14 protein-coding genes are annotated in these 14,322 nt (G+C 48.2%); 2 read left to right on the plus strand and 12 right to left on the minus strand.

Going from position 1 to position 14,322, the window contains the following annotated elements; all coding sequences use genetic code 11:
- Nucleotides 1-19 precede the first annotated feature (19 nt).
- The 12 genes from LQE92_RS02360 to LQE92_RS02410 form a co-directional block, all read right to left on the minus strand.
- The gene (locus tag LQE92_RS02360; RefSeq protein WP_231061401.1) at nucleotides 20-1,522 is read right to left on the minus strand and encodes an FGGY-family carbohydrate kinase; all 1,503 of its coding nucleotides are present in this window, start codon (nucleotides 1,520-1,522) and stop codon (nucleotides 20-22) included.
- A 17-nt stretch (nucleotides 1,523-1,539) separates the two neighbouring features.
- Nucleotides 1,540-2,658: a substrate-binding domain-containing protein gene (locus tag LQE92_RS02365; RefSeq protein ID WP_231061402.1), complete on the minus strand. Its 1,119-nt coding sequence runs from the start codon at nucleotides 2,656-2,658 to the stop codon at nucleotides 1,540-1,542.
- Nucleotides 2,659-2,705: 47 nt separating this feature from the next.
- On the minus strand, nucleotides 2,706-3,680 hold the full coding sequence (locus LQE92_RS02370; RefSeq protein WP_231061403.1) for an ABC transporter permease: 975 nt from the start codon (nucleotides 3,678-3,680) through the stop codon (nucleotides 2,706-2,708).
- Entirely contained in the window at nucleotides 3,677-4,645 is a 969-nt protein-coding gene (locus LQE92_RS02375) for an ABC transporter permease (protein WP_231061404.1), read from the minus strand. Before LQE92_RS02375 ends, LQE92_RS02370 begins: the two co-directional genes overlap by 4 nt.
- Nucleotides 4,620-6,146 carry a sugar ABC transporter ATP-binding protein gene (locus LQE92_RS02380; RefSeq protein ID WP_231061405.1) on the minus strand — a complete coding sequence of 509 codons (1,527 nt, stop codon included), beginning with the start codon at nucleotides 6,144-6,146 and terminating at the stop codon, nucleotides 4,620-4,622. The genes LQE92_RS02375 and LQE92_RS02380 overlap by 26 nt, the downstream gene beginning before the upstream one ends.
- A gap of 28 nt (nucleotides 6,147-6,174) precedes the next feature.
- A complete protein-coding gene (locus LQE92_RS02385; protein ID WP_231061406.1) occupies nucleotides 6,175-7,380 on the minus strand; it encodes a hypothetical protein in 1,206 nt (401 codons plus the stop codon).
- A 252-nt stretch (nucleotides 7,381-7,632) separates the two neighbouring features.
- The gene (locus LQE92_RS02390) at nucleotides 7,633-8,526 is read right to left on the minus strand and encodes a LysR family transcriptional regulator (protein WP_231061407.1); all 894 of its coding nucleotides are present in this window, start codon (nucleotides 8,524-8,526) and stop codon (nucleotides 7,633-7,635) included.
- 592 nt (nucleotides 8,527-9,118) lie between these two features.
- Complete coding sequence (locus LQE92_RS02395) at nucleotides 9,119-9,976, minus strand: DegV family protein (RefSeq protein WP_231061408.1); 858 nt, start codon at nucleotides 9,974-9,976, stop codon at nucleotides 9,119-9,121.
- Nucleotides 9,977-10,079: 103 nt separating this feature from the next.
- On the minus strand, nucleotides 10,080-10,787 hold the full coding sequence (locus tag LQE92_RS02400; protein ID WP_231061409.1) for an alpha/beta fold hydrolase: 708 nt from the start codon (nucleotides 10,785-10,787) through the stop codon (nucleotides 10,080-10,082).
- A gap of 80 nt (nucleotides 10,788-10,867) precedes the next feature.
- Entirely contained in the window at nucleotides 10,868-10,996 is a 129-nt protein-coding gene (locus LQE92_RS14410; RefSeq protein WP_269141843.1) for a hypothetical protein, read from the minus strand.
- A 194-nt stretch (nucleotides 10,997-11,190) separates the two neighbouring features.
- Nucleotides 11,191-11,733, minus strand: a complete 543-nt coding sequence (locus LQE92_RS02405) for a GNAT family N-acetyltransferase (protein ID WP_231061410.1) — start codon at nucleotides 11,731-11,733, stop codon at nucleotides 11,191-11,193.
- A 114-nt stretch (nucleotides 11,734-11,847) separates the two neighbouring features.
- Nucleotides 11,848-13,380 (minus strand): 4Fe-4S dicluster domain-containing protein, encoded by a 1,533-nt coding sequence (locus tag LQE92_RS02410; protein WP_231061864.1) that lies wholly within the window; start codon nucleotides 13,378-13,380, stop codon nucleotides 11,848-11,850.
- A gap of 245 nt (nucleotides 13,381-13,625) precedes the next feature.
- Here LQE92_RS02410 and LQE92_RS02415 point away from each other — a divergent pair, with 245 nt between their 5' ends.
- Both LQE92_RS02415 and LQE92_RS02420 read left to right on the plus strand, forming a co-directional pair.
- Nucleotides 13,626-13,820 carry a DUF4177 domain-containing protein gene (locus tag LQE92_RS02415; protein ID WP_231061411.1) on the plus strand — a complete coding sequence of 65 codons (195 nt, stop codon included), beginning with the start codon at nucleotides 13,626-13,628 and terminating at the stop codon, nucleotides 13,818-13,820.
- A gap of 2 nt (nucleotides 13,821-13,822) precedes the next feature.
- On the plus strand, nucleotides 13,823-14,161 hold the full coding sequence (locus tag LQE92_RS02420) for a transporter (RefSeq protein ID WP_231061412.1): 339 nt from the start codon (nucleotides 13,823-13,825) through the stop codon (nucleotides 14,159-14,161).
- Nucleotides 14,162-14,322 lie beyond the last annotated feature (161 nt).

The raw sequence follows: 14,322 nt of genomic DNA on the forward strand, positions 1-14,322 counted from the left end.
ATTTGTACCCCCTGGTATATTAGTCGTAATGTTGATTCTGCAGTTCTGAATAAACGGTCCTGACCGCTTTGCTGAGCCGCCGGTGCCGTTCCAGTATCCCAGAACTGTCCTTCTTCGGCACATAACGGCACATAGTTTCCCGAAACAGCCGGCCAGCCTCCTCTAAGCCGGAACAGCAGCCAAATTCCACGGCACAGAGCATCGCCAAACCTCTGACACCCGCTTCCGCGTGTTTCAGGACTTCAATTTCCTTTCTGGTAATATCGGCCTTCATCTGCATGTACACAGCTGACCTGGAAACGCCCCCGACCGCTGTGACACCGTCCGCCGGTATCCCGTAGTCATCCAAAAGCTGAAACATTTCCGCCGATTCACAGCAGAGTCCTTCCAGCATTCCGCGGTACAGGTGATAGACGGTAGATCCGGCGTCCATTCCGATAAAAGAACCCATGGGCTGTCCGATATCCGTAAAACAGGTGCTGGATAAATACGGCAGAAATACGATGTCTCCAGAAAGACCTGCACAGTTCCGGTTCAGATCGTCGTATACACTCCGCCCTTCTTTTTCACATTTGGCACTGAGAGCTTCCGCAAAATTTCGGATAAACCACTTAAGGCAGTTTCCATGCATCAGACGGCTGAGTAATGAAACGTACATCCCTTTTTTTACAAACGGCTCCATCGGCAGGTGTGCCTGTCTGATTCTATCTGCTCCTTCTCTGTCGGTCAGCAGATTGAGCGCTTCCGTGGAGCCTTCCCCCAGAACAGCGTCTCCCGGCCTTACAGCCCCGCCTCCGACCGCGGCGCTGATCTGGTCGTGGCAGCCTGCCAGGATTTCCATATCCGCAGGCAGCCCGAGCTCTTCCCTCCATTTTTTCCTGACAGTTCCCAATCGGGTCCCCGCCCTGCCGATCTGTGGAAAAAGCCCCAGGTCCATCTCATACCGCTCCGCTATGCTGCCAGACCATTCAAAGCTGTTGATGTCAAAACACATAGTATTGGAGGCGGCTGAATAATCGATCATAGCTTCTCCGCACAGTAAATACGCGATATAACTGTCTATAAAAAAAATTTGGTCTGCTTTTTCGAAGATCTCCGGTTTCGTTTCTTTCCAATATGTATATTGATTGACCGCGGCAATCTGCGGCTCCGTCTTTCCTGTAGTAAGGTAAAGCTCCTCCTGCGGGATTCGGTGCTTAAGCCGGCTCCACACCTCTGTGTTCCGTCTGTCCATGTAGGTTATACCGTCATCCAAAAGCAGCTGTCCATTCTTATCGACCAGCGCGAGCGTCTCGCCAAGGGACGATACCATGGCAGCCCTCGCACCGGCCGCGGCCGGTGCGAGTTCTTTCAGTACGGCTTTCACGCTGTTCCATACGGCGGTAAGGCTCAGGACGGCAAGCCCGCTCTGTCCTCCGGACAGCTTATATTCACTCCGGGCGCTTTTAAGGACACCGCCCATTTCAGAGATCACCGATGCCTTACAGCCGGAAGTCCCCACGTCAATGCCGATAAAGTCCATGCTTCCTCCGTAATTTCTTACCAGCTGTAATCGCTGATATTGCTCTTGTCCAGAGAGATAAGTCCAAAGTATATGTATTCCCCTGTTACCGTCGCCTCAACATCCTCAAGACCCTCCACTTTAAAGGTATCACCGTCTTTAAATTCTTTTCCTTCCAGCATCTCATAAGCGGCATAAACGGAAGTATAGGCCAGATAAGCCGGCTCTGTCACATAAGCGCTCTGGACTGTGCCGTCCTCGATATAAGGCCGGATGACATCCGGAAGTGTCAGGCCTGTTATGAAAATGGAGCCTTTTTCAAGATTCCCCTGCTCCACTGCTTCTTCCACTGCGGCCGCCGCAGAATGAGGTTCATATCCTGAAATGCCGATGATGGCTTGAAGATCCGGATTCGCCATGATCAGGTTCTCGGCATTTTGCAGTGCCACCTCGGTATCATCGTCCGACCAGGTAGTGGAAACGAGCTCCATATCCGGATAATTTTCTGACATCTCATCCTGTACGCCTGCGAGGCGTTCCTGCTGGTTTCCAGCGCTGATGCCGCCGCCCATTACCGCAACCTTGGCATCCTTCCCCACTGCTTCGGCTACATCCTTTACAAACATGCGGCCGCATTCATAATCACTGGCCGAATTCACATAAAAGGTACGTTCACTGTCCGCACAGTCAGAATCATAGGTCAGGACCAGAATCCCCTGTGCAGCCGCTTTGTCAATGGAAGCCTTGCAGCCGGCCGCATCATTTGTGGCGATTACGATCGCATCTGGCTTTGCGACGATCGCGTCTTCCAGCATATTAATCTGTTCCGTAGGATCTGCATTTGCGGGACCACTGATGATCACATCGATTCCCAGCTTCTCACCGGCCTCCTCCGCACCTGTACAGGAATACACGTTCCAGGCGCCTGCTACCTCCTTCGGCATGAAATAAATGGTCTTTTTCTCCCCCTTGTCCGCAGACGTTTCTGCCTCTTTCTTCGTCTCCTTGCCGCCGTCCGTACTTTCCTTTGCCTCTGTGCCGGAAGTCCCCGCCGTGGCAGAGGTATCTTCCTTTTTCCCACATCCGGCCAGCAAAACGACCATACACACTGTCAGCATGACTGCCAATCCTAAAGATACCATACGTTTTCTTTTCATAAGAACCCTCCTTATTTTTGATTCCCCCATGGGGGATAATGAAACCGTTACTTCTCCTTTTTCTTCCGCACCGGCTCCAGATTGCCGGCGATGACCGACAACAGGATGATCGCCCCCAAGATCGCCGACTGATAGTAGGCGCTGATATGGGAAATATTCATACCACTTTTCAGATATCCGATCACAATGATCCCGATAAAGGAACCGAGCATAGTGCCTTTTCCTCCGTTTATGCTGATGCCTCCCAGCAGGCACATGGTGATCGCTTCAAATTCATATCCGTCTCCCAAAGCTGCCTCGATCCCCTGCATTCTGGAGAGGATGACAATCCCTGCCAGCCCTGAAATGAAACCGTTGAATGTAAATAATCCAATCTTATATTTTCTCACCTTGATACCGGAAAAAGCCGCTGCGCTCGCATTGTTCCCGATTGCCCGGATATCCATTCCAAACCGCGTTTTCTTCATGGCAGCGGAAAGAATCACAAACACTACGATTACAAGGATAAAGGAATAAGGGATGACGCCGAACAGCGTACCGTTTCCAAATCGGAAAAACGATTCGTCGGGAAGCCCACGCATCGGCCCTCCCTGCTTAAACACATAGCAGAGGCCGCGGAACGCAGTCATGGTACCCAGGGTCACGATCACCGGCTGCATCTTCATCACAGCAATCATAAAACCGTTTAGAAAACCGATGGCCGCAGCCACAGCCAGCGATATGAGGACCGCCAGCGGGACGGGAACATAGCTCTGCATCAGCGTCCCTGCCAAAAAAGCACAAAAGCACATGACCGATCCGACCGACAGGTCAATATCTCCGGTCAGCATGACCAGGGACATGGATGCCGCGATCAAGCCTATCTCCGCAAACTTAGCCGCGATATTGGTAAAATTGGCAGGCGTAACATAGACCTTTGATTCCAGAGAAAAACCGATCAGCATAAGAATCAGGATACCGGTCAGAATCATATATCTCCTGAGATTATAATTGGAAAAAGCTTTTTTTATCTTTACCTTCATCTATCCTTTTCACCTCCAAGCTTTTTCCGGAAGACTGCGGAGCTCTGCAAAAACTGCACGAGCATGGAAAGGAGAATCAGGATTCCTGTAAGCGCAGTCACCCAATAATCTGTGGAACGCGCCAGGATCATCCCGTTGTTAAGGACTGCCATGGTCAGAGCCCCGAATACGATTCCCAGAACTCTGCCCCGCCCTCCGCTCATGCTGGCTCCTCCCAGCAGCACTACTGCCAGAAGGGTATTCACCGTATCGCTTCCGATTTTAGACGCCAGAATGTTTTGATAAAGGCTTGAATAAAGGATTGCCGCTACGCCGATCAGGATACCGGAAAAAGCGTATACACTCCTCTTTGTTCTGCCCACGTCGATTCCCGCCTGGACGGCTGCTTCACTGTTGCCTCCTACCGCGTAAATTCTTCTTCCAAACCTTGTTTTGCCGAGTATGACCGCTGTGATAGCCGCCACTGCCGCGAAGCAGAGAAAGGGAACCGGTATCACGCCTGCCAGCTGCCCGGAACCCAGGGAAAGCATCGCCGGCGAGGTGATGATATAAGCTTGTACACTGAACATCAGCGCAATTCCCCGAATCAGATTTTTTGCCGCCAAAGTCACAATCAGATCCGGCAGCTTTATTTTTGTGACCAAAACCCCTTTCAGATACCCCACCACGGCTCCGCAGATGAGTACCTGCAGAAAGACAATGGCAAATGGAATCTTTTTGGATTCCAGAAATCCGGTCAGCACACATAATAATGACAGCGTAGAACCAATTGAAATATCGATTCCGCCGGTCAGCACGATCAGGAACAGGGAAACTCCCAGAATACCGTTGATCGCAACCTGCTTGCCGATCATTTTGATATTTCCAAGACCTGCGAATCTGGGTGTGATCAGGGTAAATAAAAGGAACAATAGTATCATGGACAGCAACGGCGCCCATTCATGTGATCTCCTGCCGCTCTTCACTCTGTTCCTCCTTTCCGCCGGACGCAAGCTTCAAAAGCCGTTCCTGCTGCAAGCCTTCTGTCTTCAAGGTCGCACAGATGCGTCCTTTATGCATGATCATCACTCTGTCCGTCATGCCGAGGACCTCCGGCGCCTCCGAAGAGATCAGGAGAATGCCCAGCTCCTCCGTCTTTACCAGCCGGTCGATCAGATTATAGATCTCAGCCTTTGCGCCCACATCCACCCCTCTCGTTGGCTCATTCAAAATCAAGACCTTAGGATGGATGGACAGCCATTTAGACAGGACTACCTTCTGCTGATTTCCTCCTGATAAAAGGTTGACATGGGTATCCCGGCTGACCGCTTTTATGGACAAAGCCTCCATATATTTATCACAGATATCTCTGTTTTTTGCCCAGTCCACAAAAATTCCTTTTCTGTAGCTGCCACACCCTACCATGGAAATGTTTTCAAACACGGACATGTCCCGGACAAATCCGTCCTTTTTACGGTTGAGAGGGACATAGGCAATCCCGTTTTTTACCATATTGGGAATATCCGTCTTTTTTATCGCCTGCCCGTTCAATGTGACTCCGCCTCTCGTCGGCTTCCGGTATCCGAATAAGGTCTCAGCAAGCTCCAGAGTACCGGATCCGGCAAGCCCATATATCCCCAGGACCTCTGATTTCATCAGCTCAAAGCTCACCTGTTCAAAATTCTCACCGTTGAAATCCGAAACCCGGAGCAGAACGCCGTCATTTTTTGTCGGCGTATGTACATAATACTCATCCAGCTGCCGGCCGACCATCTTATTCACCATCTGCTCCACCGTGGTCTCTCCCACATTCACGACATCGACCACCGTCCCATTCCGTAAAATGGTCACCCGGTCGCAGATAGCCTCTATCTCAACCATCTTGTGGGATACATATATGATCGTAATTCCCCGTCTGTTCAGCTTCCGGATGAACTGGAAGAAAATCTCCACTTCATTTTCCGGGAGCGCGGCAGTCGGCTCATCCATGATGATCAGCTCCGCGTTCATGGACATCGCTTTCGCGATCTCGACCATCTGCTGTTCATGGATACTGAGCTCACTGCCCATGCGGTTTACATCGATTTCCACCCCCAGCGTCTCCAGCACCTTGCGCGCATCTTCCTCCATCCTTTTTTTCTGGATCATCCCAAATTTCCCGACATAGTCTTTCCTGTCCAGAAAAATGTTCTCGGTCACCGTCATATTTGGAAAAATATTCAGCTCCTGGTGCATGAACGCGATTCCATCATCTGCGGATTCTTCAATGGACGCATATGTGACCTCCCGGCCTTTAAATAGAATCGTACCGGAGGTGCGGGTGTATAACCCGGTCAGTATCTTTAAAAGCGTGGATTTCCCCGCGCCGTTCTCACCGATCAGTCCCATGATCTCTCCCTGTCTGACATCAAGGCCTGCATGGTTAAGGACTGTCGCACCGGGAAAGGTTTTATCAATATCTTTCATCTGAAGAATATATTCCGCCAATGTTCCTTCCCCTTTCTTTCCCGGCCAGTCAAGCCTCCGGCGCATCCGGCATTCCGCAGTTATTGCAGAAATGCTTTAACATAACCAGGTCCTCGCAGGAATGATTGGAAATCAGGACACCTTCATTCGCACGCTCATGGGATACGAAGAACTCATCCTTTGTCATCTGTCCTATCCGGATCACATTGGGAGACTCACACTCCAGCTCACCGAACATGCCGTGACCCGACAGCAGAATACATCCGTACGCGGCCTGATCTTTGATCAAAACAGTCTTCCCCGGCCTGATCGTCAGCTCCTTTGCACCGAAGTAAGGGTTTCCATATGTAATCCATTTGGATATATAATCCTCTGTCTCAATCTCCGTGACAGGACGGCGGAAATATTTTTTGCGGTAATATGGATCCGTATTTATCTCCCAGTCAATCAGACTCATGGTATATTCGTATTCATCCTCCGCGTCGTCGGGAACCAGGTTGTTCATTTCACTGTGGGGGAATGCAGGATAATGATTGTCCGTATAATTTTCAAATACCGCGTAGGATTCGCTCATCCACTGAGGTTCATAGGTACACCATGCGCCGCAGCCATGCAGGACGCCAGCCGGAGTATACCAGCCGGTTCCCAGTTCCAGACGGTACGCTCTGGACAGCTCCACAATCCTGTTTTCCCCCTTGTCAAAGTCTCTGAGCCTCTCCAGGACTTCTTCCCTGCTCACAGACGGATCGATTCCAAGATATGTGATCACATTCGCATTCGCGGCGGACATGTTCATCTGAGGTGGATAATAATACGCCTCCGGTTTCATGACGGCTCCCGGCTTACAGCAGGCTGCCTCCTCCGTAGGGTGTACATGGAAAAAGGAAGTAGTCGCATAATCATAGAATTTAGAGAACATCGGCCACCGGCCATATTTGTCCCATAGTTCTTTTCCAATCAGGTCCTCCTTCAATTCATCCACAGCATCCTTAAAAAGAATCCGTTCTCCTTCGCAGTCTACATACTGCATTCCCAGATCTTCCGGAGCATCTTTCACGCCATGCTCCACCGGAGCCGTCGCACAGAACCAGCGTTCCTCGATCATGCCCAGTTCATTTCCATAATAGGCGTAATCATCCGGATGAAGTCTGAGCCTCCTCCCCGGCATCCAGGAATCTCTCGGAATAAAATCCGGGACCATACGAAGAATTCCGTTATTTTTCTTCATCGTCTCTTCCAATGTCTTGCGTGCCATAAAATACCCTCCCATTCTTTATGATTGATTGAAACTATAGATACCCTCCCAAATTTTCTCAAATTTTGCGCATTGCAACATATTATTTCTATATTTATAGATTTTATGGCTATATATGTATATTATATTTCCCGTATTTCCTCATGTAAAATGAATTATTGTCATTAACTCCATAATCGTCAGTTATGGTGGTGAAAGCAAATACAGGGCGGAATCCATGGATTCCGCCCTGTTTATTGGATAAGGAAAGTCTTATTTACTTTTCTGAGAAATGCACTCTATTAAATTTCGGAGGCAGGAGGGCATCTCCTTCTCCTTATTCCATGCCACATAGGTATCCCTTGCATCCAGCGGCTGAGCCATGGGAAGCTCCGTAAGCTGGGTATACCGATAATCCATCTGGGCAATCTCTTTGGATACGACGGCAAGCCCGAATCCTTCCAGCGCCAGCTGGATCATCACCGTCGTACTCCCCACCTCCAGACTCGCTTTGACCTGTACTCCGATCTCCTTCATCTTGTCATCAAACAATTTACGGGTATGGGTTATGCGGGGATGCAGAAGGATTGGAAATTCCGTGAGCATTCCCCAGTCCAGTGTGCCCAGCTTTGCCAGCGCTGCATACCGTTCTCCCGCCACGACCACCTCGTGCATTTCACTGATCTTTCTGAATTCCAGTCTGTCACACTCCACATATTTATTCAGGAGTCCGATATCAATATCCTTCTGCAGCAGGCTTCCGATTGTCTGCTCTGAATTGGAGTACAAAGTCTCCTTGACAATCACATTAGGATACAGATTATGGTACTCCCGAATGACGGGAATCATGAAATATGTAAACAGATCATCTCCTCCGCCGATATTAACTTCCCCATAGTCTGAGTAATTGATCTGGGATATCTGCTTCACCGTATTATCCATGATATCCATACTCTGCCTGACACCTTCAAACAAGATCTCCCCTGCCGGTGTCAGCCTTACCCCCTTTTGATTTCGATAGAAAAGCTGACAATCCAGCTTTTGTTCCAGCTTCGCAATGGATTTGCTGAGAGCCGGCTGGGAAATGTGGATCTCCTCAGAGGCCTTAGTGATATTCTGGGCCAATGCAACACAGTAAAAATAATACTCGTTAATATCAAAGAACATGCACTATCCCCTCCCCAGTCCCGTTCCTGGACCCTCCATTCAGCTGTATCCGCCTCCATAATCGAACAAAATATACCCTTCTTTTGTTCTTTGTTTTACTTATTGTATCATAAATGACAGAAAGAGACAAATTCCGACATCACACAGAATTCGGACAGAAGTTTCCAGCGCAAATACCGCCGCAGGAAATAATGTGGCGATCATGCTTTCCATTGATAAAATCCATTTAATTAATTTTCTTGAATTCCCTTCTCAAGATGAATGAATATCATTCATTTAATATCCTTTAAGTATCCCTGTCCGGCAGACAGGAATTTTATTAACTCAGTTTCTTTAATATTCCTATTAGAATGGTCTTGATCCTTCTGACCCTCTCTTCTCTCGCCAGCTCCTGATCCAGCAAGATGCCCAACTGTCCATATACACAGAAGGATGCCGCGGCATCTGTTCTGCCATCTGAACCAGAGAGATCCCCGGCCTTTTCAAAACCTTCGAGATCTGATCCGTCTGGGGCTGGGCATATTGATCTATGGCCGTATCAAACAATATCTCCTTTGAGGGAAAATAGCGATGATATTTATTCATTGTGTTTTCATTTTAAAAAGAATAAGACTCCCAGAGTACCCGGTCCGCAGTGACTGGAAATAACTCCTCCTGCCCGGGTCTCAATAATCTCCTGGAACTTCCCGAGGCCTTCCAGATATGTCCGGACCTGCTCCACTACAGCCCTCCCGCATCCTGAATGGGTGATAAATATCCTTTTTCCGTCTGCCCTTAATAAATCTTCCTCCATATCCTTTGTGTACTTGAGAATAACCTTTTCCAGAGTACCGCGGTACTTTTTTTCCACGCCCATCTTTCCGTCTTTCACTTCAATCCTCGGCTTAAGCTTAAGTGTATTGGCTAAAAGGGCAGCAGCAGCCGTGCACCGTCCTCCTCTGGCAAGATAAGTCAAAGTATCTACGACAAAGCTTGCCCTCACTTTATCTTTAATTTCTTCAATGATTTTCACGATTTCCTCTGCCGGCATACCTGTTTTCGCGAGCTCCGCGGCCCGAAGCACCTGCAGGCCGATTCCGGTGGAAAGACTCCTGGAATCTATGACAAACAATCTGTCTGTCTCAAGCTCCGCAGCCGCAAGACGCATAACATTGCATGTGGTGCTCATCTCTTCTGAGATGCCGATAAAGATCACGTCCCGTCCGTCTTTGATATACGGCCCGGCTGCCTCCAATGCCTTTTCCATGGAGATCGCTGCAGTTTTCGGAGTCGTTTTGTGTTCCTCCGACCAGCGGAAGATTTCCTCCGGCGTCACTTCCGTTCTGTCATAATAGCTCTTATCATCCATAACGATGCATAACGGCACTATCGTTATTTCGTATTTCTTCAGCAGCTCCTCCGTCAGGTCACAGGTGCTGTCCGCAATTATTTTAACATCAGCGTTATTCATGTGCTGCTCTCCCTTCTGTTCCCCGCAGTAATGCGTTTTATGTCCGCGTATATTCTAGCACAGGAAAGATAAAAAAGCACCTGCTATTCCAAAGCTTTTGCCGTTACTTTTCCTTGAGGAACTTATATACCGTCTGATTGAATTCTTCCGGCTGCTCACATGCTATAAAATGGCTTCCTTTCAGAAAACACAGACAGCTGTCCGGAATACTCTCATGAATCTCTCTCGTATGGGAAGCCTTGATCATATCCTTTGTCCCGGCTATTACCAGAGTGGGTACACATAGCTTCAAAAGCTCTTCCTTAGAAATGTGGGGCTCGGTCACCATGAGTCCCAAAAGCTCCTTTTTCCTCCTGAGTTTTTTATCAAGCAAAGACAAAGCGGCAACCATGGCATAGCCCAGGACGATGGGCAGCTGAGCGCCGGCGCGGACGCCGGAGGGCCGGAGATTTCCTCCGTTGAGCACCATCTTTTCCAGATATTCCGGATATTTCAACGCAAATATCATGGCGATATTCGCGCCGTCGCTGAACCCAAGAAGAAGGATACGGGATAGTCCCATTTCATCTAGAAACTGCCTAAGGTCCTCGGCAAACTGTTCCAATGTAAATGGCGCAGCGCCTCTTGGCGACTGTCCATGTCCCCTGGTATCGACCGCGATCACCCGGTATTCACGTGAGAAGAACTCTATCTGACGGACAAAATAAGAGCCATCCTCGCCATTTCCATGAAGGAGCACCAAAGGCATTCCTTCTCCTTTTTCCGTATAGTGCAGGCGAAAATCCTCTTCCGTCTCTCTGCCCGTTTTCATCCCGTTTCTTTCCCTCTTATCTTTCTATGGCCTAATCCACATGTGATCTATGTCTTTCCTACGTTCTCCTACTGCTTCGTCTAACGAACAGATAGAATGGAACTCACGATACCGCAAAGTATGCCTCCCACTGGAAACACCACCCAGCCGATATTCCATGCTTCCCAAACAAAGCCCCCTGCCAGAAACAGGATCTCCGCCGCCATCATGATACTATTTCTTTATATCATACTTCTCCTTCTGCATCCCCGCAGCCACAAAGATCAGTACTCCTGCTACCACGAAAGCCACATGACGACAGCAGCCATGTAAGTTCCAGCAATTCTTTGTTGCGTTTGATGGATTTTCATGTAAACTTTGGCGCGCATGACCGTTTCGCCAGCAAAAACAAACGTCCGGCAAATCACTCTGTACTATTTTCGGCCAGAATCCACTTATATTCCCGGCTTTCAAACCGGACCCCATCCATCGTTTCATAATACCCATCCCGCCAGTACCGGAATCCGGTTTTCTCCATCACTTTCCCTGAAGCGGGATTTTCCTTGGCATGCCGCCCAAAGAAACACGATTCTCCCAGATCATCCACCCCAAATTTCAGAATCCTTTGTGACGCTTCCGTTGTGATTCCCTGTCCCCAATATTTTTTCATGATATTATACCCCAGCTCAAACATACCGTAGTCCTTATTATAACAGATTCCGCCGGAGCCGATCAGTTCTCCCGTATCCTTCAGTACAAAGGCCCAGGTATAATTATCATCCTTTTCTATATTCTCTTCTTCTGCCCGAAGCCATTCTGCCGTCTCTTCTTCCGTTTTATGGAGACTATAGTTCATATACCGGTTGACTTCTCTGTCCCCGGTCCATCTTCTGAATATTTCTCCTGCATCTTCCTCTTTAAGTGTCCTTAAAATCATTCTTTCTGTTTCAAGTTCCGGAGTCTTCATCCATTTTTCTCCCCTCTGAATTCTTTCCGCACAAAAGCCAAAGACGCGCCATCTGCATCCGCTTCTTTGGCTTTTGACTGTTTCTCTTTCTATTCAATGCCGCAGACAGGAAAACTATCGGGCTGGAGCCCTCAGGTCCCCTTCCTCTAATTCTGCCAGATAACTTTTGTAATTGCTGTCCAGGGCGTTTCGGTATCCGGCCTTCTTCATACTGAGCATTACCTGTCCTTTGGATTTCGTAGGGCTCTGCATAATACCGGCGCCTCCTACGCATCCTCCAGGGCAGGCCATTCCTTCCAAAAGGTATCCGTCATAAACTCCTTTTCTCGCTTCCGTAAGAAGCTCCCGGCATGCGGCCAGTCCTTCCGCGTTGGCCACCTTCACTTCTCTGTTCGGCTTCATCTTCTTGATACAGTTCACCACGGCTTTCGCCACTCCGCCGCTCACGGCAAATCCCCGTCCGTCTGCGCTGGCAGCTGACAAATCCTCGCCGGCAGTCAGCTTGGAGAAATCAATATCCTTGGCTTTAAACATACCCATGACTTCTTCAAAGGTGAGCACAAAATCAATATCGCTCCGGATTTCCGTCCTGCTGGCCTCCAGCTTTTTCGCTGAGCATGGTCCGATGAAGACCACTTTACATCCGGGATGCTCTCTCTTGATCAAACGGCCCGTCAGCACCATCGGGGTGAGCGCCATGGAAATATACGGAGCCAGATCAGGAAACAGCTTGTGGGCCATGGAATACCAGGCCGGGCAACAGGAAGTAGCCATAAAAGGCTGCTTCTCCGGCACCTCCTCCAGAAAGTCCCTCGCTTCTTCAATGGTGCACAGATCCGCTCCTACCGCAACTTCTACCACATCTGCAAATCCCAGCTCTTTAAACGCTTTCTTTATCTTATCCGCGGGCAGCTCTTTGCCGAACTGACCGACAAAGGCCGGAGCTACCGCCGCATATACGGGAATCCCATTCTTTATGGCATGTATAGTCTGGAAGATCTGTCCCTTATCCGCAATGGCGCCGAAAGGACAGCTCACCAAACACATCCCGCAGGAAACGCATTTGTCATAGTCTATGGCAGCCCGTCCAAGTTCATCGGATCCTATCGCATCTACACCGCAGGCCTTGGCGCAGGGCCGCTCCATTTTAATGATTGCTCCATACGGACAGGTATTGACGCATCTCCCACATTGGATACATTTTTCCTGATCGATCACCGAACGGCCCGCCACAATGGATATTGCATCCTTCGGGCAAACCTCTTTACACGGATGGGCCAGACACCCCTGACAGGCATCCGATACACGCACTTCATTCTCCGGGCAGGAATGACAGGCGAATTTTATGATATTAATAAGCGGCGGGTCGTAATATTTTTCCGCGATCGCGCTTTCCTCGATGCCCCTGGACACTGGAGCATGCTCCGTCATATCCCTGAGCGGAAGGCCGATGGCCAATCGGAGGCGTTCCTCTACGATTGCCCTTTCCAAAAATACACTCTCCCGATAAGTGGCCACTTCACCCGGTATGATTTTGTACGGGAGATTGATGATCCGTGAATAGTCTCCCCCTTCATACGCCATCCTGGCCACTTCTGTAAATATCTTCTGTCTGATCTCAACTACATTTGTGTAAACTCCCCGCATGCTCATGCTATACTTCCTCCTGTTAAAGATTAGTCTTCCCCTCAACGAAATCATACAATCCATTATACCAGCAAACAGCACTTTTTGTCATCTGGCTTTTTCATTCCCTTTGTAGCAGTATATAAGGGCACAATATGCCTGAGATGAATGAAAAGAAGCCTGCGGAGTATATCTTCTTCTTGTAAGTGAGATTTAATAGGTATATAATTCTTTTATGGTTCAGAATAAAAAAGGGAGAGAAGAAGATGAAAGAATATAAGTATGTAAGTATATCCTATGAAATGAAAGAGGTTGTTATGGCTTCTATTTCAGAACATCGAAACGTGATCGATGAATATTCTGATCAAGGTTATAGTTATGTTGGCATGATACCAACAGAGCTTAGCGCAGCATCAGGGTGTATCAGAAAAATCGATTTGATTTTCGAGAAAGCAGAATAATAATGAATATATTCTTAACTATTTGTATCGGTTTGACGGAAGGCGTTCTGATAGGATATGTACTTGCAGCAATCAAAGTAGCAGTGCGAAAAAATCATTATTCTGGGATGCAGCAGGAAAAAGCAAGGACTTTGATAAGTAAACTGGCCTATGTGATGAAATATGTTACTTCTATGTTACTTGTAATAGGATTTATTTGGTGCATATTTTTTTTAGTAATGGCTATAGTTGTTCCCAATAAAGCTGATTATGCGAATAATATGGCTGAATTAATTGTCGCTGTTCTTACTGTAATTTCCATTATTTTTGCTTTTATAGAATTTGTAAAACGTGAAAAATAAGGAATCTACTTGTAATTTAATAGTCTCAACTACAAGCAGTTAGTCTACGGCCAACTGCTTTTTTCATATCTAAAAAGATGTTTTAATCTGAAAAATATAAGGCGCATGGGTCACCCCACACGCCTTTAACCGGGTACTATTTAAGTGTTTTCCCGCCTGCT

Source organism: Lientehia hominis, assembly GCF_021044755.1.
GTDB lineage: Bacteria > Bacillota > Clostridia > Lachnospirales > Lachnospiraceae > Lientehia > Lientehia hominis.

Coding starts and splice junctions, on each gene's coding strand:
- LQE92_RS02370 (WP_231061403.1), bottom strand. CDS start 3,680: ATGAAGGTAAAGATAAAAAAAGCTTTTTCCAATTATAATCTCAGGAGA.
- LQE92_RS02385 (WP_231061406.1), bottom strand. CDS start 7,380: ATGGCACGCAAGACATTGGAAGAGACGATGAAGAAAAATAACGGAATT.
- LQE92_RS02415 (WP_231061411.1), top strand. CDS start 13,626: ATGAAAGAATATAAGTATGTAAGTATATCCTATGAAATGAAAGAGGTT.
- LQE92_RS02395 (WP_231061408.1), bottom strand. CDS start 9,976: ATGAATAACGCTGATGTTAAAATAATTGCGGACAGCACCTGTGACCTG.
- LQE92_RS02405 (WP_231061410.1), bottom strand. CDS start 11,733: ATGAAGACTCCGGAACTTGAAACAGAAAGAATGATTTTAAGGACACTT.
- LQE92_RS02400 (WP_231061409.1), bottom strand. CDS start 10,787: ATGAAAACGGGCAGAGAGACGGAAGAGGATTTTCGCCTGCACTATACG.
- LQE92_RS02390 (WP_231061407.1), bottom strand. CDS start 8,526: ATGTTCTTTGATATTAACGAGTATTATTTTTACTGTGTTGCATTGGCC.
- LQE92_RS02420 (WP_231061412.1), top strand. CDS start 13,823: ATGAATATATTCTTAACTATTTGTATCGGTTTGACGGAAGGCGTTCTG.
- LQE92_RS02410 (WP_231061864.1), bottom strand. CDS start 13,380: ATGCGGGGAGTTTACACAAATGTAGTTGAGATCAGACAGAAGATATTT.
- LQE92_RS02365 (WP_231061402.1), bottom strand. CDS start 2,658: ATGAAAAGAAAACGTATGGTATCTTTAGGATTGGCAGTCATGCTGACA.
- LQE92_RS02360 (WP_231061401.1), bottom strand. CDS start 1,522: ATGGACTTTATCGGCATTGACGTGGGGACTTCCGGCTGTAAGGCATCG.
- LQE92_RS14410 (WP_269141843.1), bottom strand. CDS start 10,996: ATGATGGCGGCGGAGATCCTGTTTCTGGCAGGGGGCTTTGTTTGGGAA.